The organism is Aureitalea sp. L0-47, assembly GCF_026126405.1.
Lineage (GTDB): Bacteria > Bacteroidota > Bacteroidia > Flavobacteriales > Flavobacteriaceae > Pukyongia.
The window spans coordinates 34,093-57,543 of the sequence record NZ_JAFMTQ010000003.1 but is presented as its reverse complement, the minus strand read 5'-3'; the positions used below and the strand labels follow the sequence as shown (position 1 = coordinate 57,543).

The 23,451-nt window shown below is 43.4% G+C and carries 21 protein-coding genes; 13 read left to right on the top strand and 8 right to left on the bottom strand.

Annotated features, from left to right (window positions below):
- Positions 1 to 5 precede the first annotated feature (5 nt).
- On the bottom strand, positions 6 to 560 hold the full coding sequence (locus J1N09_RS04835; RefSeq protein WP_265198551.1) for a thioredoxin family protein: 555 nt from the start codon (positions 558 to 560) through the stop codon (positions 6 to 8).
- Positions 561 to 694: 134 nt separating this feature from the next.
- Between J1N09_RS04835 and J1N09_RS04830 the strand changes: the two genes are divergently transcribed.
- Both J1N09_RS04830 and J1N09_RS04825 read left to right on the top strand, forming a co-directional pair.
- Positions 695 to 2,380, top strand: coding sequence for a hypothetical protein (locus J1N09_RS04830; protein ID WP_265198549.1), 1,686 nt, complete (start codon positions 695 to 697; stop codon positions 2,378 to 2,380).
- A gap of 45 nt (positions 2,381 to 2,425) precedes the next feature.
- On the top strand, positions 2,426 to 2,758 hold the full coding sequence (locus J1N09_RS04825; RefSeq protein WP_265198547.1) for a tRNA-binding protein: 333 nt from the start codon (positions 2,426 to 2,428) through the stop codon (positions 2,756 to 2,758).
- Between the two features lie 41 nt (positions 2,759 to 2,799).
- On the opposite strand, the gene J1N09_RS04820 is transcribed toward J1N09_RS04825, so the two are convergent.
- From J1N09_RS04820 to J1N09_RS04805, 4 genes are all read right to left on the bottom strand, one after another.
- Entirely contained in the window at positions 2,800 to 4,416 is a 1,617-nt protein-coding gene (locus J1N09_RS04820; RefSeq protein WP_265198544.1) for a SulP family inorganic anion transporter, read from the bottom strand.
- Positions 4,417 to 4,509: 93 nt separating this feature from the next.
- Positions 4,510 to 7,029 carry a M14 family metallopeptidase gene (locus J1N09_RS04815; RefSeq protein WP_265198542.1) on the bottom strand — a complete coding sequence of 840 codons (2,520 nt, stop codon included), beginning with the start codon at positions 7,027 to 7,029 and terminating at the stop codon, positions 4,510 to 4,512.
- A gap of 114 nt (positions 7,030 to 7,143) precedes the next feature.
- Entirely contained in the window at positions 7,144 to 7,533 is a 390-nt protein-coding gene (locus J1N09_RS04810; RefSeq protein WP_265198541.1) for a PUR family DNA/RNA-binding protein, read from the bottom strand.
- 62 nt (positions 7,534 to 7,595) lie between these two features.
- Positions 7,596 to 9,347: an ABC transporter ATP-binding protein gene (locus J1N09_RS04805; protein ID WP_265198539.1), complete on the bottom strand. Its 1,752-nt coding sequence runs from the start codon at positions 9,345 to 9,347 to the stop codon at positions 7,596 to 7,598.
- A gap of 117 nt (positions 9,348 to 9,464) precedes the next feature.
- Here J1N09_RS04805 and J1N09_RS04800 point away from each other — a divergent pair, with 117 nt between their 5' ends.
- The 4 genes from J1N09_RS04800 to yajC all read left to right on the top strand — a co-directional run bounded on the left by J1N09_RS04800 (position 9,465) and on the right by yajC (position 12,442).
- Positions 9,465 to 10,562: a Glu/Leu/Phe/Val family dehydrogenase gene (locus J1N09_RS04800; protein WP_265198537.1), complete on the top strand. Its 1,098-nt coding sequence runs from the start codon at positions 9,465 to 9,467 to the stop codon at positions 10,560 to 10,562.
- An 81-nt stretch (positions 10,563 to 10,643) separates the two neighbouring features.
- Positions 10,644 to 11,588 carry a transcription antitermination factor NusB gene (gene nusB, locus J1N09_RS04795; RefSeq protein ID WP_265198535.1) on the top strand — a complete coding sequence of 315 codons (945 nt, stop codon included), beginning with the start codon at positions 10,644 to 10,646 and terminating at the stop codon, positions 11,586 to 11,588.
- A gap of 54 nt (positions 11,589 to 11,642) precedes the next feature.
- On the top strand, positions 11,643 to 12,128 hold the full coding sequence (locus J1N09_RS04790) for a DUF1573 domain-containing protein (protein WP_265198534.1): 486 nt from the start codon (positions 11,643 to 11,645) through the stop codon (positions 12,126 to 12,128).
- A 29-nt stretch (positions 12,129 to 12,157) separates the two neighbouring features.
- Positions 12,158 to 12,442, top strand: a complete 285-nt coding sequence (yajC, locus tag J1N09_RS04785) for a preprotein translocase subunit YajC (RefSeq protein WP_265198533.1) — start codon at positions 12,158 to 12,160, stop codon at positions 12,440 to 12,442.
- 51 nt (positions 12,443 to 12,493) lie between these two features.
- On the opposite strand, the gene pepT is transcribed toward yajC, so the two are convergent.
- Entirely contained in the window at positions 12,494 to 13,729 is a 1,236-nt protein-coding gene (pepT, locus tag J1N09_RS04780; protein ID WP_265198532.1) for a peptidase T, read from the bottom strand.
- An 84-nt stretch (positions 13,730 to 13,813) separates the two neighbouring features.
- On the opposite strand from pepT, the gene J1N09_RS04775 reads away from it, so the two are divergent.
- Entirely contained in the window at positions 13,814 to 14,839 is a 1,026-nt protein-coding gene (locus tag J1N09_RS04775) for a quinone-dependent dihydroorotate dehydrogenase (RefSeq protein ID WP_265198531.1), read from the top strand.
- On the opposite strand, the gene J1N09_RS04770 is transcribed toward J1N09_RS04775, so the two are convergent.
- Positions 14,829 to 15,176 (bottom strand): T9SS type A sorting domain-containing protein, encoded by a 348-nt coding sequence (locus J1N09_RS04770; protein WP_265198530.1) that lies wholly within the window; start codon positions 15,174 to 15,176, stop codon positions 14,829 to 14,831. The two genes, J1N09_RS04775 and J1N09_RS04770, sit on opposite strands and share 11 nt — an antisense overlap.
- Before the next feature lie 78 nt (positions 15,177 to 15,254).
- Between J1N09_RS04770 and J1N09_RS04765 the strand changes: the two genes are divergently transcribed.
- The 4 genes from J1N09_RS04765 (at position 15,255) to J1N09_RS04750 (ending at position 18,969) form a co-directional block, all read left to right on the top strand.
- Positions 15,255 to 15,875 carry a LysE family translocator gene (locus tag J1N09_RS04765; RefSeq protein WP_265198529.1) on the top strand — a complete coding sequence of 207 codons (621 nt, stop codon included), beginning with the start codon at positions 15,255 to 15,257 and terminating at the stop codon, positions 15,873 to 15,875.
- 208 nt (positions 15,876 to 16,083) lie between these two features.
- Entirely contained in the window at positions 16,084 to 16,947 is an 864-nt protein-coding gene (locus J1N09_RS04760; RefSeq protein ID WP_265198528.1) for a hydroxymethylglutaryl-CoA lyase, read from the top strand.
- A 1-nt stretch (position 16,948) separates the two neighbouring features.
- Positions 16,949 to 18,490: a bifunctional metallophosphatase/5'-nucleotidase gene (locus tag J1N09_RS04755; protein ID WP_265198527.1), complete on the top strand. Its 1,542-nt coding sequence runs from the start codon at positions 16,949 to 16,951 to the stop codon at positions 18,488 to 18,490.
- Positions 18,490 to 18,969 carry a heme-binding domain-containing protein gene (locus J1N09_RS04750; protein WP_265198526.1) on the top strand — a complete coding sequence of 160 codons (480 nt, stop codon included), beginning with the start codon at positions 18,490 to 18,492 and terminating at the stop codon, positions 18,967 to 18,969. The genes J1N09_RS04755 and J1N09_RS04750 overlap by 1 nt, the downstream gene beginning before the upstream one ends.
- Positions 18,970 to 18,992: 23 nt before the next feature.
- On the opposite strand, the gene J1N09_RS04745 is transcribed toward J1N09_RS04750, so the two are convergent.
- Positions 18,993 to 21,227 (bottom strand): TonB-dependent receptor family protein, encoded by a 2,235-nt coding sequence (locus J1N09_RS04745; RefSeq protein WP_265198525.1) that lies wholly within the window; start codon positions 21,225 to 21,227, stop codon positions 18,993 to 18,995.
- A gap of 219 nt (positions 21,228 to 21,446) precedes the next feature.
- On the opposite strand from J1N09_RS04745, the gene J1N09_RS04740 reads away from it, so the two are divergent.
- Complete coding sequence (locus tag J1N09_RS04740) at positions 21,447 to 21,887, top strand: hypothetical protein (RefSeq protein WP_265198523.1); 441 nt, start codon at positions 21,447 to 21,449, stop codon at positions 21,885 to 21,887.
- A gap of 77 nt (positions 21,888 to 21,964) precedes the next feature.
- A complete protein-coding gene (gene guaB / locus J1N09_RS04735; protein WP_265198521.1) occupies positions 21,965 to 23,437 on the top strand; it encodes an IMP dehydrogenase in 1,473 nt (490 codons plus the stop codon).
- The last annotated feature ends 14 nt before the right edge of the window (positions 23,438 to 23,451 follow it).

The following is a 23,451-nucleotide window of genomic DNA, read 5'->3' as shown; positions in this document are numbered from 1 at the left end:
CCGGTCTACTTCCATTTTATATTGCAGCCCATACTTGGCTTCTGGTCTTCTCGCTGCGGGCTATTATTGAGAACATTGTCCAGGGCTTCACGAAGATCCCGGCCATTTACAGGGATGCTGTTTCCCGGACGTGAGTTATCCAACTGACCACGATAGATGAGTTTCAAGTCCTGGTCGAATAAGTAGAAGTCGGGAGTGCAGGCGGCATCATAGGCCTTGGCAACTTCCTGGTCTTCGTCGAAAAGATAAGGGAATGGATAGCTGTGTTTGCGGGCAGTTTCCCACATTTTATCTGGCGCATCTTCGGGGTAGTTCTCCACATCGTTGCTGTTTATGGCCACAAAACCGAAGCCAGTAACCCTGTAGTCGTTGCATACTCGAACGATCTCTTCATTCACATGTTTCACATAAGGGCAATGATTACAGATGAACATAACGACCGTTCCTTTTTCTCCTCTTACTTTCTGAAGAGACACGGGTTTGTTGGTAATTGTGTCAATTAAAACAAAATCCGGGGCCTTGGTGCCCAGGGGTAACATATTTGAGGGAGTAAGCGCCATAGTTCTTTTTTGAAAGTATTAGTTGCTTTGCGACCGCTAAAGTTACAACTTATACCACTCCTGAGCTAATATCATAATCACCCCTGAAACATCTTAGTATGAGTATCGTCTTTATGTACAAACCATTCGGCCAAATGAAAAAAATACTAGTACTTCTTGCTATTACTGCCTTATTCTTGAGTTGCAATTCTACAACGACAGATACCTTAAACTTTGTAATTAAACCTTCAGAAATCAACGAGAAACCTGCTCTCGAAGTAACACTGAGTTTTGTCCCTTCAGACAGCACAGCGACTGTACTTTTATTCCAGGATCAGGGATGGGGGCAGGAGAATCTGCATAATCTGGTGCATAACCTTCGGATAGAGGAGGGAGCCAACGAGATCATTCAGAAAAAAGAAAAAGATCACTACGTAATAAAGCATGAGGCCTCTTCAGAAAAAATAACAATTAGCTATACATTGCTTCAGGATACGGAAGGTAAGTTGAATACCGAAAAAGCCATACGGCCTATTATCAACGAAGATTACTTTCACATATATTCGCACAATTTCTTTATGCTCCCTAAGAGTGTGATCGATCAAACTGGCGATTCATTCAATGTTGTGATCGAATGGCAGGAATTCCCTGAATCCTATGCACTGCAAAATAGTTTTGGAGGGGGTATAGCACAGCAAATAGGACCAATTTCCGAAGCTGAATTCCACAGTGCTGTATTTGTTGGAGGCGATTTCAGGATTTATGAAAAGACAATTGAAGGTAATAAGGTTGTGTTCGCAACACGTGGTGAATGGGAAGCGTTCAATGATAATGATATAGTGAACGTCCTGGAAAGTACGTTAAAAGCCCAGCGAGATTTCTGGGAAGATCATTCACAGGAATATTACCTGGTTAGCATGATCCCAACGATACAGGAGCAAGGCTATAGTTTCCACGGTACGGGCCTAACAAATTCTTTTTCCACCACCGTTTCGAACAATGAATTCGTTGAAATAGAAGGATTGGTGTACCTGTTCAACCATGAACTGCAGCACAATTGGACGGGGAAAGTGATAGAAAACGCAAATGAAGAGGAGCAATACTGGTTTAGTGAAGGATTTACCGAGTATTATACCTTTAGGAATATAGCGGCTAACGGGATCTATGAGCTGGACGAGGCTTATTTCGTTGAAAAGTTGAACGAAAATGTCAAGAACCTAGTCTCATCACCTGTTTTGGCTGCTCCTAACAGTGAGATCAATTATGAGAATTTCTGGTCGAGCTATGACTATAGCAAACTACCCTATTTCAGAGGGTCTGTTTTTGCCTTCATTCTCGACATGAAGATTCGCCAGGAATCCAATGGCGAAAAAAGTCTGGACGATCTGATGCTTCGGATCAAAGAGGATGCAGTGAGCAAAGGAATCAAACTGGACCATGATTATTTTCTGGAGACAACCAACGAATTCCTATCTAATGATATTACTCCCTTTTTCGAAACACATATTGTCGAAGGTAAACCATTTGACCTGGAAAGTATTTATTCTGAATTCGGACTGGAATACAACGCCTCATCTGAAGTCTTCGATCTTGGCTTTTCTTTTGATGATGACCGAAAATTCGTTGCTGCTGTTGATGAAGGTTCACAGGCTTTTGACGCCGGAATTCGTGAAGGTGATAAGGTGGTTAAATTGAGTTATATGAGAGACCATCGAAAGGAAGCAGAATTTACTGTCTTAAGAGATGGTAAAGAGATGAATATAAAGTACTTTCCCGTCAATCAAGCCAATATCCCGCAACTATTGCCTTTTGAAAGTAATCTTCAGAAATTGGGATTTTAGTGATCTAAACTCAATTTCGTTTATCTTAGGTAAAAATTCTCCGAGATGGATTTAACCTGGACCGATTTTCAAAAAGTAGATATGCGTGTGGGTACGATCATAGAAGTTGCCGACTTCCCCGAAGCGCGAAATCCTTCGTATAAGCTCAAGATCGATTTTGGTCGGGAACTGGGTATCCTTAAATCATCTGCACAAATCACAGCCTTGTATTCCAAAGAGGAATTAATGGGTAAACAGCTGATCGCTGTTGTTAACTTTCCGAAGAAACAAATTGGGCCATTTATGAGTGAATGCCTGGTGTTGGGTGCTGTAAATGAAATGGACGTTACCTTACTGGAACCCGGGCTTAGGGTTGAAAACGGCCTCCGAATATCTTAGAGAAGGTCAGATTCCTGTTCCAACTCACAGAATATGCTTACCTAAACTTCACTATCCATCAAATCGGTAACCACATAGTAGCGCGGATCGTCAATTGAATCCTGGATAACTTCTTCAAACCCAATATTGCTTTTAAGCAATAAGACTTTACAATCGGGACTAAGATGCGTAAGTGTTACTTTTTTCCCAGTGGTCTGGTATTTGTCCACAATTGCACGCATAGCTTCAACCCCGGAATGGTCGCTCACTTTCGATTCGATAAAATCGATCTCGATATTTTGAGGGTCTTCCTTCACATCGAATTTGGTCATAAAGTTGGTAGTGGAACCGAAGAATAATGGTCCCCAGATCTCATAGACCTTGGTTCCGTCTTCCTTGATCCTTTTGCGAGCCCGGATCATGGTAGCATTCTTCCAGGCAAATGTCAACGCACTCATAATAACTCCAGCGATCACGGCAACGGCTAGGTCCTGCCAAACTGTAATTGCTGAAACTGCAATGAGAACAAATGCATCACTTTTTGGGATCTTGTGCAGTATCCTGAAACTACTCCAGGCGAATGTCCCAATAACAACCATGAACATAACACCTACCAAAGCTGCAATAGGTATCTGCTCTATTAAGGGTGCTCCGAACAAAACAAAACATAGAAGTGCGATTGCAGCGGTTGCACCTGAAAGTCGGCCACGCCCGCCGGAATTTATATTGATGATGGATTGACCAATCATGGCACATCCTCCCATTCCTCCGAAAAGGCCATTGAGGATATTTGCACTTCCCTGGGCCACACATTCTCGATTTCCGCTACCTCGTGTTTCGGTCATTTCATCGATCAGGCTAAGGGTCATAAGTGATTCTATCAAGCCAATTGCCGCCAGGATAAAAGCTGTGGAAAATATCAGATCCCAATGTCCTTTTAGCGTGTATATCAAACCGAAGATTTGATCCTGGAATGTTGGCATCGATCCCTGCAATCCTTCTCCGCCACCTTCACGGATAAATGATCCCACGGTGCTCACATCGATCTTACCATAGATTACAATGGCCGCAACAACGATAATAGCGGTTAATGCTCCCGGAATCTTTTTTGTTAGTTTCGGTAGTCCGAACATGATTCCCATTGTAAGTAGTACAAGCCCAAGCATCATTAGGAGATCATATCCCTGCAACCAGGTCTTTTCACCGTCTACAGTTTCCTTGAACATACCCAATTGCGATAAGAAGATCACGATCGCAAGACCATTCACAAAGCCCATCATCACCGAGTGGGGGATGAGCCGGACGAATTTTCCCAGACGCAAAAACCCTGCAATAATTTGAATTCCACCAACAAATAGCAACGTAATAAACAACCACTGTAGACCCAGGTTTTCAATAGGTGTATCCAGGGCCATACCTGCATCATTTCCTTTCTGAATTAAATGAACCATTACTACCGCCATAGCTCCGGTGGCACCTGAGATCATGCCGGGACGACCGCCGAACAGGGCGGTGACGATACCCATCATGAACGCTCCGTAGAGTCCAACCAATGGATCTATCCCCGCAACAAAGGCAAAAGCTACCGCTTCCGGAACCAAAGCCAGGGCAACGGTTAGGCCTGAAAGGATATCATTCTTAGGATTCTGGGTGAAATTCTTGATTGTTTTCTGAATCATCTTATTCGCTTGAAAAAGCGGCAAAGATAGGATTTCGGAATTGAGTAGAAGACCAATTTCCGAAGAAATACAACGAAAAGGACTTCGAATCAGCTACATCTTATCTCCGAAGAAGACTGCATTCATTAGAAGCTTATTCGTTCCATACCAGAAGGCTCTGAAGTTGGTGTTATCTGTGAAATAGATCACTTCACCTCGGCCCATGTTCGATACCTTGAAAGGAACTGTATTGGCAAGATCCTTCAGGTTAGGTTTCGAAACATAGCCGCTCAATAAAGGGTTTGTGGTATACTGAATAGGATTGTTATAGCTATTGGCATCAGGCTCTATCATTAGGGTAGTGTTTCTGAACATGGCGATCTTATCGTTCTTATACCCGAAAGCGATAGGATGGGACCGATCCAGTTTAGCTTCGAAGATCGCTCCACCAATTACCTTAGCACCGCTGTAGTCTCTTCGTTGCTCAAAAGTAACATTGGTAGCGCTGTCTTTCCTTGATTTGAATTTCAACTTCATGAGTTCGTTGCGCTCCAGGAACCTCCCGGAACTCCTGAATGCAATAAGTGATCCTCCATTCTGCACCCAGGTTTTTAGTTTTTCGGCATCCCCTTTGTCCAGGGCACTGCCCCAACCAGCCGGAATGATTATATCGGTATAACGGCTTAAGTCGGTTCTCCCGAAACTTCGCGTATCCAGCTTGGTAAGTTGCATGTCGTAGCGGGTATCGAACAAATGCCAGATCTCGCCTGCATCGTACGGACTCACACCATCACCAACCAGCACTGCTACTTTCGGTTGCTCAACAGCCCTGAAATTACTACTTCCCAGGTCAATTCCCTCTGCAAGCCCCGTTCTAACCCCGTGAATGGGAACTTTGGTTTCCCGGCTCACTTTCGCCAGGAATTTTGTTAGGTCGGCCATATTCATGTCCTGGTTCTGAATAGGTATGAGGATAGTTCCGTAATCGTAGTCCTTCCCTTCCAGAGAAAACTGTTTCATGGCGACTTTTGCCCGTAAGCCTTCAGCAAATATCATATTTAGGGCCTTCGGACTATAATACTCATGCCATTCCATAAGGTAGGCATAGGTAGAGACATTGGGAGTGTCGGGAGTGCGCATTTTTAGATTCGTAATCTTTGCTCCTGCCCGACTCATTGAGGCGTTTTCAATATAGTCCAGGTTAAATGCCAGCGGAAAACTCCACGCACTGATATCATAGAACAAACTGTCCTGGAATTTCGTTCGCTTCTCGAACATTGCCTTGATCAATCTGTGTTGCCTCTGATTCATTGGAACCACATAGCTATGACCCTTTTTATATTTTTTTCCATCACTGGTGAATTCATCCTTCAATTCATGAATTTCGATCTTATGTCGGTCCAGGATTTCTGCAAGGTGAAAGGCTTTGGCCGCATCTTTTTCGTCGCCAAATACAATGGCTCCGCCGGATGCTGCTTCCTTCCTGGCGTTATTGTAAAATTCTCGTTGGTAATCGAGCAGATCCGTCCGGAGGCTTACAGCTGCCTCCAGGGTAGATAAGGCCGCAGTGAACTGGTTTCTGATGGTAAACGGAAAAGTTAGGACTCCATTCACACTTTCCTGGGCATGACCCCTGGAAGATGCTTGTTCAAAGAGGATTCCAACGCCACCGTTAATATCCGGGAAGGTAGATCCTTTTCCGTAGTAGAAATCGTCAAAATTCTCTTCGGAAAAGTAAAAACTTCCAAGTTGATCCAACGCTTTGGCATGGAATTTCGCGATCATACCAGTAAGTTCCTGGTTCTTTTTTGGAGTGAGCGGATGTGTTCTTGACGGAATTCCCGGCTGGAAAAAGAAGCTGGAATTCGTTCCCATTTCGTGGTGATCCGTTAGAATATTCGGATACCAGTTGTGAAACGTTTTAAGTCGAGCCCTGCTTTCTGGTAGTTGTACGGGAAGCCAATCCCGGTTAATATCGAACCAGTAATGGTTGGTACGACCTCCCGGCCATGCTTCTCGGTATTCGCGGTCGTTGGGATCGGGATTGATATTTTGTGCTTTATGCGTATTCGCCCAATGGGCAAATCGCTGTAATCCATCCGGATTAAAAGAAGGATCGAATAATATGACGGTGTTATTTAGTAACTGGTCTATCTTCGGGCCCTGGGCCGCTGCCAGGTAATACGCCACGGCCAAACCTGCGTTCGAGCCACTTGGTTCGTTACCGTGAATGGAAAAGCCTTGATATACAACAACCGGCATGTTCGAAGTATTCAGGGAGCCGGACCCACTTTCAACCAATGAAAGGTGTTGTGTGCGAATCGATTCCAAATTCCTGTGGTTAGCAGGGGAAGTGATCGTCATTAGTAACAAAGCCCGACCTTCAAATGTTTTACCCCGATCTTCTATAGTAATTCGGTCGCTGGCATCTGCCAGGGCATAGGCATATTGTACCAGTTTGTCGTGTGTAATGTGCCATTCTCCTACTTCGTGTCCAATTACGGATTTCGGAGTAGGTATACTTTTGTCGTAGGTTACATCTTTGGGAAGATAATAGTTGAGGTCTACGTCAAAGTTTTGGGCAAATCCGGAATAATTCAGAAGTAAAACGAGTAGAAGGAGTAATTTTCTCATAGTTGGTTTAGTGGTGTATTAGAAGCAACAGGCTGTAATGCGAAAGTGCTAAATATAAAAAAAACCGCCTCAAAAGGGGAGGCGGTCATTGTATTTTTAAGAGGAATTTAAGCTTTATATGTCGTCAAATTCTATATCCGTGAAATTAGAAGTTGCAGTTTCGTCCTTTGGCTCTTCAACTGAATTATTCTCTTCATTATTTTCCTTCTTGTAATCCTTTTGATGTCTTTCACTGATCACCTCTTCGCCTTTTTCATCAATAATGTACTGGATCATCTCTTCCACATTGTCCTTGAACTCGTGAAAATCTTCCTTGTATAGGTAGATCTTGTGTTTTTTGTAGTGGAAAGAGCCGTCGTCGTTAGTGAATTTCTTGCTCTCTGTAATGGTAAGGTAATAATCGCCGGCTTTGGTAGAACGAACATCGAAAAAATACGTTCTTCTTCCTGCACGCATCACTTTCGAATAAATTTCTTCTTTCTCCATCATATACTGCTCACTCATGGTTGGTTTTTTAATTGTGTTAGCCAAAAATCTAAAAAAAAACCAAATATGCCAACTTTAGCCTAGATTTCTTTTTCTAAAAGCTGCTTGGTATACAGATCCTTGTAGTAACCTTCTTGGTTTATCAGCTCATTGTGAGTACCTTGCTGGATGATCTTACCCTCTTCAAGCACCAGGATCTTATCTGCATTTTTTGCTGAAGAAACCCTGTGACTTACAATTATGGTAGTTTTTTGTGAAGATATGCGGTTCAGATTTTGAAGAATCTCTTCCTCAGTTTCCGTATCGACCGCCGATAAGCAATCGTCAAACAGAAGTATTTGGGGATCTTTTATAATGGCCCGGGCAATGGAGACCCGCTGTTTCTGACCCCCACTAAGGCTAATACCACGTTCCCCGAGTATTGTTTCGTATCCTTGGGTAAATCCAATGATGTTTTCATGGACTGCCGCATTTTTTGCCGCCTGGATAATCTCGTCCTGGGTAGCGTCCTCCTTTCCGAATTTAATATTATTCGAAAGTGTATCACTGAACAGGAACGCATCCTGAGGAACATATCCTATACTCGAGCGTAAACTGTGAAGATTCAGATCTTTAACAGGAATATTGTCGATAAGCAGATCACCTTTTTCAACGTCGTACAAACGACCGATCAACTCTAGTATGGTTGATTTACCTGAACCAGTATTTCCAACTATGGCCAGTGTCTCCCCCGGATTTATGGCAAAGGAAACATCTTTGAGCGCTGTTATATTGGTGTCGGGATAGGTGTACGATAAGTTCCGGAAAGCAATCTTTCCTTCGATGTTGGAAGGTGCGGGGTTTAAATTCTGAATGGCCGGTTCCACCTGCAGGAAATCATTGATCCGTTTTTGTGAAGCCTCCGCTTGCTGCACAATGGACGTAACCCATCCTACGATAGCTACTGGCCAGGTGAGTAGATTCACGTAAATAAGAAATTCCACAACGGTTCCCAGTTCGATTTGATTGTTCACGTATTGCTGTCCCCCAATGTAAATAACAAGTATATTACTCAGACCAATAAGCAACATCATCAGCGGAAAGAATAGTGCCTGTACTTTTGCGAGATCGATGTTTTTTTGTTTACTTCCTTCTGAAAGGTCCACGAACTCAGTGTTTGTGCGCGGTTCGAGACCGTAGGCCTTTATCACCGATATACCGCTAAAACTCTCCTGGGTGAATGTGGTTAACTTCGAAAGATATTCCTGGACGATGGTACTTCTTTTGTGAATAGCAGCACTGAGCTTGTAGATAAGGACGGATAAAACCGGTAGGGGAGCTACAGCATACAAGGTGAGTGTTGGTGCCTGGTAGATCATATAGCTAAGGACTACCACGAATAAAGTAACTGTAGTTGTGCTGTACATCAATGCCGGACCCAGGTACATACGAACTTTAGAAACATCTTCGCTAATTCGGTTCATGAGGTCGCCAGTGCGGTTTTGTTTGTAGAACCCCAAGGACAATTTCTCATAATGTTCAAATACTTCGTTTTTCAGATCGTATTCAACATATCGGGAAACCACAATGATGGTCTGTCGCATGATAAAGGTAAAAAGCGCTGATAGTAGCGTAGCACCTACTATCATTAAGATGCTATTCAGTAATAAGGATTCGAATTCACCTTCCGAAATACTCCCGTTGAGTCGGCTTTCAACGTGATTTACAATGTCTCCTACCTTCATAGGGACAATAAGTGCGAATATCCGGGCAACAACTGTTATTAGGAGTCCGAGTAACAGTCGCCACTTGTACTTAATAAAGTATTTATTCAGATATCGTAACTCCTTCATTAAGCAAGTTTATAGTTATTAACAAATTCTTGTTTTAACACCCTCTTAATTGCAGAATATTTAATAAACCTATATTTTTGCATGTCCTTTTTGAGGATATCTAAATTTTTATGATATATGGTGACTGATTTGATTTCTACGAGCGACTTGTCAAAAGTTGATCCTGTTTTCGGACAACTGTCTTTCGACAACCACGAACAACTGGTTTTTTGCAACGACAAAGATACAGGATTAAGAGCAATAATAGGAATACACAATACCACTTTGGGACCTGCCTTAGGTGGAACGAGAATGTGGAACTACGAAACCGAATGGGATGCCCTAAACGATGTACTTCGTTTGTCGAGAGGAATGACTTTCAAAGCGGCCATTACCGGTCTTAACCTCGGAGGAGGAAAAGCGGTGATCATTGGAGATGCTAAGACTCAGAAAACTCCTGAGTTGATGAAGCGATTCGGTGAGTTTGTGCACTCGCTCAGTGGCAGGTATATCACCGCGGAAGATGTAGGAATGGAGACGAAAGACATGGACCTGGTGCGAGAAGTAACTCCTTACGTTACAGGTATTTCAGAAGAAAAGGGTGGTGCAGGGAATCCTTCTCCCATAACTGCCTATGGTGTTTTTATGGGAATGAAAGCAGCAGCGAAATACGCTTTTGGAAGTGAGATACTGGAAGACCGAACAGTCTACGTTGAAGGAATAGGAAACGTAGGAGAGGCACTTGTTGAAAACTTGTCTAACGAAGGAGCGAAGATCTTTATTTCAGACATCAACCAGGAGAGGCTTGACTACGTAAGTAAAAAGTACAATGCAAGCATTTACACTGGTAACGATCTCTATTCGGAAGAAATGGATATCTATGCACCATGTGCGCTTGGAGCTACCATCAATGACAGGACTATTCATCAATTTAAGGCCAAAGTTATTGCGGGAGGCGCTAATAATCAATTAGCAGACGAGCATAAGCACGGACTGCTTTTAAGAGATCGCGGGATTGTTTATGCACCGGATTTCTTAATTAATGCCGGAGGTATCATTAATGTATATGCGGAACTGGAGAACTACGGAAGACATGAGATCATCCGGAAAACTGAGAATATTTTCAACACAACGCTTGAAATTCTTCAGAATGCAGAAACCAACGATATAACAGCCCATCAGGCAGCTTTCGACGTGGCGCAAGCTCGAATTGATGCAAGAAAGAAAGAGAATTAACTTTTTGGCAACCTTAAAGTAGTATATTTGCAACGCACAGGAAGTATCTTGTGCGTTGTTATTTTATGTTCTTATTTACATATGCTCACTAGAAGACATATTCGGGTTAAGGTGCTCCAGTCGCTTTACGCATTCAACCAGGGAGATCACCAGGATACAGAGAAACAGGAGAAGTTCCTATTTTACAGTATCAACCAAATGCACGAACTCTACGTGTTATTACTACAGTCAATGGTTAGCCTTCGGGAGCACGCGGAGGGGTACCTGCTGAAATCTCAAAAAAAACATCTGGCTACCGAAAAGGAGAAGAACCCAAGCAGGAATTTTATCGATAACCAACTTCTGCATCAAATAACGTCCCACGATGGTTTACGCCAACTCATTCAGAATAAAAAATTAAACTACTGGAAAGACGACGACGAATACATCGCCATCCTTTTTAATGAAATGGTGAAAACCGACTTCTACGCGGAGTACCTCGCCATAGAGAAGCCTTCTTTCAAGGACGACAGGGATTTTGTCGTTCAGCTCTATAAGAAAGTGATCGCCCCGAATGAAAAACTATACGAATATCTGGAGGACAAACGACTAACATGGCTGGACGATTATCCAATCGTGAATACGGTGTTGGTGAAGGTACTTTCGAAAGTAAATAAAGACAACATTGCTTCCAAATTGATCCCGGACCTTTATAAGAATGAGGAGGATCGTGATTTTGCCAGGGATTTGCTTCGGAAAGTACTTGTTAATGACGAGGATTTAACAGCCGAGATTGATGGAAAAACACCAAATTGGGATAAGGAAAGGATAGCCGATCTTGATATGATCATTCTGAAAATGGGTATTGCCGAATTTCTCTACTTCCCATCCATTCCCGTCCGTGCCAGTATTAACGAATACCTGGAAATAGCTAAAGAATACTCAACGCCCAAGAGCAGCTTGTTCATTAATGGCATTTTGGATAAGATGGTGAAAGATTTTACCGAGAGCGGTAAATTGAATAAAATCGGGCGTGGACTTAGATAAAAACAAAAAAAATGGCTATTTTTAGCCTCTCTAAAATCTAAAAACAATTATCCTATGAAAAAATCATTTTTGATTATAGCGGTTATGTCAGCTTTCGTTTTTACTTCTTGTAAGGAAAACGCTGCAGACAAAGTAAATGAAGAGAATGTGGCAGCAGCAGCTGACCGTGATGCAAAATCTTCGGAATTCCCTGTAATGGCTTTTGAAGAAACTGAATTCGATTTCGGAACTATCGACCAGGGAACTAACGTTGAGCACGTCTTCAAATTCTCGAACACTGGTACAGCACCTCTAGTTATCGTTGATGCTAAGAGTAGCTGCGGATGTACTGTACCTCAGTACACCAAAGAGCCTATAGCTCCAGGTGATTCAGGAGAACTTTTGGTTAAGTTCAACGGAAGTGGTAAAAACCAGGTTAGCAAGACCGTTACCATTACTGCGAACACTGAAAAAGGTACTGAGCAACTTAAGATCAAAGCATTTGTAAATGCTCCGGAAGGTGCTACACAGGCAGCGAGCAAAGTTATCCAGACCAACTAGTAATTTTTAGTAGGAAATAATCTTCTTGTATGGAACAGCAAAGTTTGATATTACTTGTACTGATGTTTGTGGTGGTGTACTTCTTTATGATACGCCCTCAGATGAAGCGTCAGAAACAAGAAAAGAAATTTGCTGCCGAACTCAAGCGTGGTGATAAGGTTATCACCAAAAGTGGCCTGCATGGTAAGATCCTTGATCTGAATGAAGATGGGACCTGTGTTATCGAAAGCGGAGCTGGCAAAATGAAGTTTGAACGTTCGGCTATTTCCATGGAGTTAAGCAATAAGCTTAATAATCCGCCGGCAAAGAAGTAATAAACAGATAAGACTAATAAAAAAGCCTTCAGAAATCCTGAAGGCTTTTTTTTATTGCTTAGCTGTCTCTTTAATAATATTTACGATCACTTCTATCGACTTCTGCATACTTTCCAACGGGACATATTCATAACGTCCGTGGAAGTTGTGTCCGCCAGCGAATATGTTCGGACAGGGTAGGCCCATAAAGCTCAGCTGAGAACCGTCCGTGCCACCCCTGATAGGTTTGATGATAGGAGTGATGCCTGCCTGTTTCATAGCTTCTTCCGCAATATCCACGATTTGCATCACAGGCTCTATCTTCTCACGCATGTTGAAATATTGGTCGTTGATCTCTACCTTGATCCTTTCATTCCCGTATTTCGAATTCAATTCTGAAGCCACCTTCAGCACAGTCTTCTTTCGCTCTTCAAAAAGCTCCCTGTCGTGATCCCTTATTATGTACTGTATTTTTGTTGAATCCACCGAACCTTCTACCGACTGTAAGTGGAAAAAGCCTTCACGGCCCTCTGTTCGTTCAGGGGTTTCTTCTCTCGGTAATGAATTGATGAATTCGGTGGCGATGTACATACTGTTCACCATTTTGTCCTTGGCATATCCCGGGTGTACGATCTTCCCCTGAATGGTGATCACAGCACCTGCAGCATTGAAGTTTTCATACTCTAGCTCACCTACCTGGCTGCCATCTACCGTATAGGCCCAATCGGCACCAAATTTTTCAACATCGAACTTGTGTGCTCCACGTCCGATCTCTTCATCGGGAGTAAAGCCAACACGAACTTTTCCGTGTTTGATCTCCGGGTGGGCGATGAGGTATTCCATGGCCGAAATGATCTCGGCAATCCCGGCTTTGTCATCGGCGCCTAGTAAGGTTGTACCATCAGTAGTAATAAGCGTCTGACCTTTATACATCAAAAGGTCTTCAAATTCAGAAGGGCTAAGTACAATGTTCTGCTCTTTATTGAGGACAATGTCCTCTCCGTCATAGTTCTCAACGATCTGTGGGTTCACATTCGCACCGGTGAAATCGGGAGAAGTATCGAAGTGAGATACAAAACCGATCACTGGGACGTCGTGATCAACGTTCGATGGCAATGTAGCCATGATGTAGGCATGCTCATCTATGGTAATATCTTCCATCCCGATACGCTTTAATTCTTCTACCAACGCGTTCGCCAGATCCCACTGTTTCTTTGTGCTTGGCGTGGTTTTGCTTTCCGGATCACTCTCTGTGTCCACGGTTATATAACTAAAGAATCGGTCTATGAGGTGCTTGTTATCAATCATGTTAATTTGTTTTCTACAAAATAAGAAAATAACGGTCAAATTTTCGGTGGTTTTCGACTATTTTTGCATGAAGATTCGAATTTCATGTACAAATCTTTCCTACGTCCGATCCTTTTCAAATTCGACCCCGAAAAAGTGCACCATTTTACCTTTTCGATGATCCGTTTTTTAACGGCTATTGGATTTGGTGGCCTCTTTCGATCGATGTATCGGGTAAAAGATGTTAAGCTGGAAAGAGAAGTCTTCGGACTCACATTTCCAAATCCAGTCGGACTCGCGGCAGGATTCGATAAGGATGCGAAACTTTTCAGGGAATTGAACAATTTTGGATTCGGATTTATAGAGATCGGGACGCTCACACCCAAACCCCAGGCAGGGAATCCTAAAAAGAGATTGTTCAGATTGAAAAAAGATCAGGCCATTATCAACCGTATGGGATTCAACAATGGTGGTGTGCATGAAGCTGTAGAACGTCTGAAGAAAAATAAAAATGTACTTATAGGTGGTAACATAGGTAAGAACAAGGTTACTCCCAATGAGGAGGCAGATAGCGACTATCTCATTTGTTTTGAAGCCCTGTTCGACCACGTGGATTATTTCGTGGTCAATGTAAGTTCTCCCAACACGCCAAACCTGCGTGCGCTGCAGGATAAGGAACCACTTTCCAAACTACTGAAATTGCTAAAACAGAAGAATTCAGAAAAAAAGAATCCTAAGCCTATACTACTGAAGATCGCCCCGGATCTAACGGATGAGCAGTTACTGGATATCATCGATATAGTCTCTGAAACGAAAATAGACGGTGTTATAGCCACGAATACAACTATTGCACGTGATCACTTGAAAACAGGGGATGTGCGAGTTGAGCAAATTGGAGCCGGCGGACTGAGTGGTAAACCTTTGAAAGATCGCTCTACGGAAGTGATCCGATTCCTTTCAGAAAAAAGTAATGCTGCATTCCCCATCATTGGAGTGGGAGGAATTCACTCTGCCGAAGATGCCCTGGAGAAACTTGAAGCCGGTGCCAGCCTTGTGCAGTTGTACACTGGTTTTATCTATGAAGGCCCCAAATTGATTAAACAGATTAACAAGGCCATTCTTAGCGCTTGATCACCTTCTTTACCACAGAGCTCCCGTCTGTGCTGGTTAGACGAAACATATACACACCCGAAGGCAAATCACTAATATCCAGTTGGGTTTGTTCCGAACTCAACTTTAGCTGCATCACCCGGGCTCCTAGCACATTGTAAACTTCCAGATTGGTCGCCCTCAAATTACCGCTTATGGTAACGCTACCATTTGTAGGATTAGGATATACCCTTATAGGGTTTTCTTCTTGCTCCGTGATACTAGTGTAATTCGCGGAATATGCGGATTCAGGCTGGGCAAAGGTAAATCCGATTGCCACGAGGAGTATGAACGGTATTATTAGTAAATTTCTTGGCATGTTGTTTTATTTTTCAATATCGGTCGGAAGTATCACAAAAACTCACAATGACCTCACAAAAAATGCTAAATTTATTCGATGATTGAGTCACTCTATCTTTTCTCTCTGGCAACCATGGGGTTGGCATTGTCTCCGGGACCCGATAATATCTATGTCCTAACACAATCACTCACAAATGGTGCCAAAAGTGGGATTGCCACAACCGCCGGTTTGATTAGCGGATGCATTGTCCATACAACCTTGCTGGCGTTTGGACTATCGATCATCATTACCACCTCCCCGGTATTGTTTTATTCTATTAAAGTTCTTGGCGCCTGTTATCTCATCTACCTGGCATGGAAAGTATTTCGAAGCGATACGGATATTAAACTGGGAACAAATGCCTCCCGGAAATCTTATGGACAATTGTTTAAACAAGGAGTGATCATGAACCTGGTTAACCCAAAGGTGTTGATTTTCTTCCTTGCTTTTTTTCCTGGTTTTCTGTGGGAGCCTTCCGAAAATACTGTAACGCAATTCTATATACTTGGGATTACTTTTATGGTCGTATCGTTTATTGTTTTTAGCAGTCTTGCGCTTCTTGCCGGCAGTATTTCTGCTTATATGTTGAATCATAATAATACCGGAATTATCTTGAAATGGCTGCAAATTGTTGTTTTTGTAGGAATTGCTGTTTATATACTTCTTCCCGAAAATTAGTGTGAGTCTACTCTTAAACCCGCATTATGCAATAGAAAATTTATTACATCTTGAAATTGCAATAAAACCAAAAGTTTCACGGCGTCTTTTAATTTATCCATAGCGATGCTATGCATTGATTAAAAAAACTCTTGGTTTTATTGCACTTTCAACCTTCATCACAAAGTTCTATTGCATAATTCGGGTTAAAATCAGTTATCTTTACCTTGTGCAAAGGGTAAAGCTCATAGAATGTCCAAGAGATGCCATGCAAGGCATCAGGGATTGGATTCCTACCGAAGAGAAGATAGGGTATATACAGAGTTTGTTGCGTTGCGGTTTCGATACCATCGATTTCGGAAGCTTTGTTTCTCCTAGGGCTATCCCACAAATGAAAGACACCGCCGATGTGTTGGCTGGCCTTGACCTCTCAGTTACAGAAAGTAAATTACTGGCTATTGTGGCGAATGTTCGCGGAGCTCAGGATGCCGTAACACATCCCCGGATCAATTATCTGGGGTATCCGTTTTCTATTTCTGAAAACTTCCAGATGAGGAATACCCACAAGACCATCGCACAGTCTATTGAAGTACTTAAAGAAATTCTTTTGCTGGCCAATGAACACGGTAAAGAAGTGGTTACTTATCTTTCCATGGGCTTCGGAAATCCCTATGGCGACCCCTGGGATGTAGATATTGTTGGGGATTGGGCCCACAAGATGGCCGAAATGGGAGTTAGTATACTTTCATTGAGTGATACGGTAGGTACTTCTAACGCGGAAGTGATCGACTATCTCTATTCTAATTTAATTCCGAAGTATCCTGAAATAGAATTCGGGGCGCATCTGCATACCACACCGTCTACATGGCATGAAAAAGTGAATGCCGCTTACAAGGCAGGCTGTCGAAGATTCGACGGCGCCATCCAGGGCTTTGGTGGATGCCCTATGGCAAAGGACGAACTTACCGGTAATATGCCCACCGAAAAAATGCTTAGCTATTTTACAGCTCAGAAAGTAGATACCAATGTCAACACCATGGCATTTGAAAGTGCACATAACGAAGCAACCAAGATATTCACTAAATATTTTTAGCATGACCATCCGACCAATACTCATTATCAGTCTTTTCCTCCTAATTATTTCATGTAAATCAACTCAGAAACCCGCGAATGTCACAGGGGATGATGGAATGATCACCCTGAAATTTGTACAGCTCAACGATGTATATGAAATCGCTCCATTAAGCGGCGGTAAATACGGTGGGATGGCCCGAGTGGCTCATGTGGTGGACTCCATAAGGAAGGGTCATCCAAATACATATTTGGTCCTTGCAGGGGATTTTCTAAATCCATCGCTTTTAGGTACTGTTAAAGTGGATGGAGAACGCCTTAGAGGCAAGCAGATGATCGAAGTGATGAATGCGATGAATTTCGACCTGGTGACCTTCGGAAATCATGAGTTCGACCTGGACGAGGAAGACCTTCAGAAACGACTGAACGAATCGAACTTTCAATGGTTGTCTTCCAATGTTTCAAAAAAGACTGAGGCCGGCAACAAACCATTCTCTGTGGCAAGGGATATCGGAGTTCTTCCTATTCCTTCAGAATACAATCTTACAGTTACTGATACCGACGGTACCATGGCAACTTTAGGTTTTTACAGTGTTTGCCTGGATTCTAATCCGAGGGATTATGTTGTTTACGACGACATCTATGAATCGGCGCAGAACACCTATAATAAATTGAAAACGAATTCCGATCTTATCATCGGACTTACGCATGTAAAGGTTGAAGACGATATTGCGATCGCTCAAATGCTGAAAGATGTCCCGCTCATCATGGGTGGACACGAACACAACAATATGTTAGTTCCCGAAGGCAATTCCGTTATTGCAAAAGCCGATGCCAATGCGAAGACGATCTACATTCATACGCTTACTTTCAATAAAGAAACAAAGGAAACATCTCTGGATTCCAAGCTGTTTCCTATCGATGAAAAAATAGCTTCCAAGCCTGAAGTTGAGGCGATAGTGAATCGATGGAACGCGGTGCTCGAATCCGAGATTAAGCAGGTGATACCCAATCCGCACGAAGTGATCTATTACGCCGATCCGCCGTTGGATGGAACAGATAGTGCCAGTAGGGGTATTCAAACCAATATGGGAGAGATCATAACCGCGGCTATGGCGGCTTCTTATGGCGAGGAGATCAGTGCAGCTATCGTAAACGGGGGTTCGATCAGAATTGATGACATGATCGCCGGTGATGTAACCAGTATTGATATCTTTAGAGTACTACCTTTCGGTGGAATGGTCCTGAAAGTGGATATGACGGGAGAGCTCTTAAAGAAAGTGCTGGATTTTGGGAAATCGAAACGCGGAACCGGTGCCTATTTGCAGCGCTACAACATCCGTGAGGGGTCGCGAGGAAGTTGGATGATCGACGGACAACCCCTGGAGACAGGAAATCGTTATTACACCATAGCTATTTCAGATTTCCTCCTGCTGGGATATGATATTCCGTTTCTTACCGCTGAGAATCCGGGCATACTTAAAGTATATACTCCAAAGGAAGGTGAAATGGCTTACGATGTGAGAAAAGCAGTAATTTTGAACTTAAAATCAAACCAACAATAATGATCAAGAAAGTCTTAAAGATCCTTGGGTACCTAGGTATACTTGCCCTGATCGTGATTCAATTTATTCGTCCCGAAAAGAATGAAGCGGGATATGAAGCATTCAAAGCCTTTGAGGCTGAGACCAAACCATCATCCGAAGTTGTGGGTATACTGAAAGCCAATTGCTACGACTGCCATAGTAATCATACCAATTACCCCTGGTATGCTGAAGTAGCACCGGTCTCACTTTGGCTTGAAGAACATGTCGATCATGGTAAGGACGAACTCAACGTTTCCGAATGGGCGAGCTATTCAGTAAAGAAAAAAGATCACAAGCTCGAAGAATTGATCGAAGAAGTTGAAGAGGGGCACATGCCTCTGGATAGTTACACCTGGATCCACGGCACCTTATCCGAGGACGATAAGACCACCTTGATCCAATGGGCAACTTTGGCTCGTCTTCAGTATAAAACCCAGTTGGAAGTATCCGCTCAATAGACGATCGAGCGGACACTTTTAAATTAGAAGGTATAGTTTATCCCTGCATTAACCATAAAAGGAGCCCCGGGTCTAAGGCCTGCGGGAAGCCTAGCGACTTCATATTCGGTATCGAGCAGGTTGATCACGTTCGCAAATAAGGTGACTTTTTCACTGTAGAAATAACGTCCTGCCAGGTCCATTATAAAGTTTGAAGATATTTTTTCTGAATCCGGTATGACCCCGGATCCTGCCTCGGTGCGGAAATCATCCGTAAAGCGACCACTAAGGCTTACATTAAATACCGAATTCTCCAATGCGGCTGTTACATTGAACTGGTTACGGGCGATATAGGGGATCTGGTCTCCATCCGAAACAGCTCCGAAGATATTGTCGTCACTATCGAAATCGGAAGTGAACTGAGCATTGGTAAAAGTGTATGAAACGGTTAGTGGGAGGCTGAGTTTTCCTTTCGGCGTCTCACCATTCAGCAGATCATAGTTCAACAAGACCTCCAGACCGGCTACAGAGGCTTCTCCGGCGTTGAATTGTTCGAGCGAACCCGTTCCGCCAGAAGCAGCAAGATCACTACCCAGTAGGTTCGAGTAATCGTTGTAGAAACCAACCAACTCACCGGTGATTCCGAGCACACTGAAGCGGCTTCCCAGTTCCAGGTTCAGACTTTCCTCCGGGTCGGTCCCCTCGGTGCTGCCCGGAGGGGCAAATCCTTTGTGAACCCCACCGAATAGCGCAACCTCGTTGTTGAATTTGTAGTGCAGCCCAATACCCGGTATGAACACGTCCACCTGGTTTTCACGTTCAGAAAGGTCGGTGCCTGTTCTTCCTGGGTCACTTTTCCCGAAGTCTTCACGCATCAGGTTTATATTCTCGTAACGCAGCCCGGGAGTGACAGTGAATTTATCAATAGTAAGCTTGTAAAGCAGATGAGAGGCGAATGCCTTTGCACTGCTAATTCGGTTGGCGTCTGTTCCGGGAGTTGCAACTGTGGTTCTAACCATTGCTCCGTTTTGCAGGGCATACAGATCCTTCCACTGAAACCGATCTTCGTAGTCTTCGTGGTATCGAAGTCCGATCTCCAGGTTTTGCATCCAACTGTCACCAAATCTGAAATTCACCCGCGACTGTATCCCTTTTGATTCGTAAGTTCTGTTATTGGCTTTTACTCCGAAGGCGTCATCGGGAGTGTCGTTAATGCCAAACAAAGAATTGAACTCATCGGCAAAAGTATCTGGGTCACCGAGTACGTTACTGATAGAAACTCGCTCTGTAAGAATTACATCGTCCAGCTTGTACCAGTTTCTCTTGAATTTATTGAAATAGGCGGTTGTGTTTACAGTAATGTTTGAACTGGGTTTAATGAGATGACTTAATTGGTATTGGGTATGTTCGTTCACCATATTATCAGCCTGAGAAGCAGCGTATCTGCGATATGGGTCTACTTCGAAGTCGGAGTCGGTAAGGCCGAGGTAGGTTTCATTGGAGTCTTCTTCTGAATATTGCAATTTCAGAGTAAGGGATTGAAACACCTTGGCATCTTTATCCGTGTTCCAGCGCAATTTTCCCAAGACATCTGTTTTGTCGAAACCGGTGTTTTCTCCATTTCCCAACGATTTGAAGCCATCGGAGCTATAATTGTAGAATTGGGTCACAAATCCGAAATTCTCACCTGAATCCCCTAAGGTCGCTTCTACATTCCTGGAGCTATAGCTTCCCATATTGAGTCTCACATTGCCTGAGAATTCGTTTGGGATCTTCTTTGAGATCATGTTGATGGCACCTCCGGTGGTAAATGGTCCGTATTGCACCTGGCTGCTTCCTTTGAGGACCTCAATGGATTCCAGTCGGCCCACCGTTGGGAAATAATAGGCGGCAGGCGCACTGTATGGAGCGGGAGCGATCAGGACATTGTCTTCCATTAAGGTGATCTTGGCACTTCGTTCCGGTGAGGAACCTCTAAGGCTGATGTTGGGCCTAAGTCCGAAGCCGTCTTCTTCGTAAATTGAAACTCCGGGAACCGCGCGGAGCACTTTGTTTACGTCGGTATAACCAAATTGCTGAAGTTCCTGAGGGGATACATAATAGGCAGATCCTGTTCGATTCCTTACCTCAAATTTGCTTCCCAGTATGTTAGAAGAGAGGAGTACTTCGTCCAGGACTTCCGGGGCTTTTTGGGTTGTTTGGGTACTGTCTTGAACCTGCTCCTGCGCATTCATAAATCCACACACCAACAGTGACATATACAGAGATGACCTTCTCATTATATTAATTTAGACTGATTATAAATAGATATTCAATTCGAAGGCAAAATTAAGTTGGGAGGAGCTATTAAGCAAGGTTATTTAGATTAAATTTAAATAAAACATGTGTTAAAATTCATAAGTGATTGAAGACCAAATTATTTTATGGGTGTTAGCGCGGATCTAATCATCTGAAGACCGTTTTTTTAGAATTTTGTACCTTCATAAAAAAGTAAAAGAATGAGTAGAATCCTGACCCTTGTAATAATTTCAATCGCGCTTGTTTCCTGTAAAAGCAAGCAACCATCAATCTTAAGCACCTCCAGTAACCCGTTTCAATCTTCTGCCAGTATTCAACCGCTATCTGGCGTTGATGGCTATTCTATGAACAAGGACTACGGCCTCGAAGGTGAGTTTCCGATTAAAGTAGGGGATAAGAGTCCTGCGAATCAAAGGCGATATATAGCGGCCTTGGCAGGACCCAACGGAGAAGTACTGAGTTTTCATAGAAGAGGGAGCTGTTGTCCATATGACAGTCCGAATGGTTTCGGTGGTTCAGCATTGGTAGATGTATATGAAGTTACCTATGAAGGATTGGATGAGCCCATACTACTTTATATTAGCTTCTATGATTTCGAGAAACTTTACGTTCCAAAAGGCTTGACAAAAAGAGAGCTCTAGATTCCCGTATTTTCCGTATATTTGCACGCAATTAAATGTTAACCACTTCCGGTTCTTCGGAATAAAATTTAATTGCGATGACTGCACACCAAAATAAAATCCTAGGAGAAGGCCTTACTTACGACGACGTACTACTTGTGCCTGCCTATTCCGAAGTTTTACCCAGAGAAGTTTCTATTAAGTCGAAATTTTCCAGGAATATATCCTTGAATGTTCCGATCGTTTCAGCAGCGATGGACACGGTTACCGAAAGTGCCATGGCTATTGCAATTGCGAGAGAAGGTGGAATTGGCGTTCTACATAAGAATATGAGTATTGAACGTCAGGCTATGGAGGTGAGAAAAGTTAAACGTGCCGAAAGCGGTATGATACAGGATCCTGTTACGCTGAAAGCAGATGCCACCGTTGGTGATGCCCAGAATACGATGCGGGAGTATAGCATAGGTGGAATACCTATTGTGAATGATGATGGGATACTAATTGGAATTGTAACCAACAGGGACCTTCGTTTCGAAAAGAACTACGAACGAAAACTCAGCGAGGTAATGACTTCGGAGAATCTAGTAACAGTAGAAGCAGGAACCTCGCTTAAAGATGCTGAGATAATCCTTCAGGAAAATAAGATCGAAAAACTTCCGGTGGTTGACGATGAAGGGAAACTTCTTGGATTAATCACATTCCGGGATATCACAAAACTTACTCAAAAGCCTATTGCTAATAAAGATAATTACGGAAGGTTGCGCGTAGCAGCAGCCCTGGGAGTCACCGCGGATGCAGTAGAAAGAGCAGCGGCCCTGGTCAAGTCGCAGGTTGACGCCGTAATAATCGATACGGCTCACGGTCACACCAAAGGAGTGGTTACCGTGTTGAAAGAAGTGAAAAAGAATTTTCCTAACCTTGAAGTGGTGGTGGGTAATATAGCTACAGGTGAAGCTGCCAAGTACCTGGTAGATGCCGGGGCAGATGCCGTTAAAGTAGGTATCGGACCCGGATCAATTTGTACCACTCGAGTGGTTGCCGGTGTAGGTTTCCCACAATTCTCTGCCGTACTTGAAGTAGCTCATGCTATAAAAGGTAGTGGTGTTCCGGTAATTGCCGATGGAGGTATCCGATATACGGGAGACATTCCGAAGGCAATCGCCGCCGGTGCCGATTGTGTGATGTTAGGCTCTTTGCTTGCTGGAACTAAAGAGTCCCCCGGAGAAACCATCATCTACGAAGGCCGAAAGTTCAAGTCTTACCGTGGAATGGGTAGTGTGGAAGCCATGAAGCAAGGTTCCAAGGACCGTTATTTCCAGGATGTGGAAGACGATATCAAGAAACTGGTTCCGGAAGGTATTGTGGGACGAGTTCCGTACAAGGGTGAACTAGTAGAGAGCATGACCCAATTTATAGGAGGTCTGCGCGCCGGAATGGGTTACTGCGGAGCCAAGGATATCGAATCATTAAAGGAAAATGGTCGATTCGTGAAGATCACCGCTTCGGGAATAAATGAAAGCCACCCTCATGATGTGACGATCACCAAAGAGGCTCCGAATTACTCGAGATAGTCTTAGAGATTGTT

Bases quoted from the DNA above. Each gene is read 5' to 3' on its own strand.
- J1N09_RS04835 (WP_265198551.1), bottom strand. From the start codon at position 560: ATGGCGCTTACTCCCTCAAATATGTTACCCCTGGGCACCAAGGCCCCG.
- J1N09_RS04830 (WP_265198549.1), top strand. From the start codon at position 695: ATGAAAAAAATACTAGTACTTCTTGCTATTACTGCCTTATTCTTGAGT.
- J1N09_RS04825 (WP_265198547.1), top strand. From the start codon at position 2,426: ATGGATTTAACCTGGACCGATTTTCAAAAAGTAGATATGCGTGTGGGT.
- J1N09_RS04820 (WP_265198544.1), bottom strand. From the start codon at position 4,416: ATGATTCAGAAAACAATCAAGAATTTCACCCAGAATCCTAAGAATGAT.
- J1N09_RS04815 (WP_265198542.1), bottom strand. From the start codon at position 7,029: ATGAGAAAATTACTCCTTCTACTCGTTTTACTTCTGAATTATTCCGGA.
- J1N09_RS04810 (WP_265198541.1), bottom strand. From the start codon at position 7,533: ATGAGTGAGCAGTATATGATGGAGAAAGAAGAAATTTATTCGAAAGTG.
- J1N09_RS04805 (WP_265198539.1), bottom strand. From the start codon at position 9,347: ATGAAGGAGTTACGATATCTGAATAAATACTTTATTAAGTACAAGTGG.
- J1N09_RS04800 (WP_265198537.1), top strand. From the start codon at position 9,465: ATGGTGACTGATTTGATTTCTACGAGCGACTTGTCAAAAGTTGATCCT.
- nusB (WP_265198535.1), top strand. From the start codon at position 10,644: ATGCTCACTAGAAGACATATTCGGGTTAAGGTGCTCCAGTCGCTTTAC.
- J1N09_RS04790 (WP_265198534.1), top strand. From the start codon at position 11,643: ATGAAAAAATCATTTTTGATTATAGCGGTTATGTCAGCTTTCGTTTTT.
- yajC (WP_265198533.1), top strand. From the start codon at position 12,158: ATGGAACAGCAAAGTTTGATATTACTTGTACTGATGTTTGTGGTGGTG.
- pepT (WP_265198532.1), bottom strand. From the start codon at position 13,729: ATGATTGATAACAAGCACCTCATAGACCGATTCTTTAGTTATATAACC.
- J1N09_RS04775 (WP_265198531.1), top strand. From the start codon at position 13,814: ATGTACAAATCTTTCCTACGTCCGATCCTTTTCAAATTCGACCCCGAA.
- J1N09_RS04770 (WP_265198530.1), bottom strand. From the start codon at position 15,176: ATGCCAAGAAATTTACTAATAATACCGTTCATACTCCTCGTGGCAATC.
- J1N09_RS04765 (WP_265198529.1), top strand. From the start codon at position 15,255: ATGATTGAGTCACTCTATCTTTTCTCTCTGGCAACCATGGGGTTGGCA.
- J1N09_RS04755 (WP_265198527.1), top strand. From the start codon at position 16,949: ATGACCATCCGACCAATACTCATTATCAGTCTTTTCCTCCTAATTATT.
- J1N09_RS04750 (WP_265198526.1), top strand. From the start codon at position 18,490: ATGATCAAGAAAGTCTTAAAGATCCTTGGGTACCTAGGTATACTTGCC.
- J1N09_RS04745 (WP_265198525.1), bottom strand. From the start codon at position 21,227: ATGAGAAGGTCATCTCTGTATATGTCACTGTTGGTGTGTGGATTTATG.
- J1N09_RS04740 (WP_265198523.1), top strand. From the start codon at position 21,447: ATGAGTAGAATCCTGACCCTTGTAATAATTTCAATCGCGCTTGTTTCC.
- guaB (WP_265198521.1), top strand. From the start codon at position 21,965: ATGACTGCACACCAAAATAAAATCCTAGGAGAAGGCCTTACTTACGAC.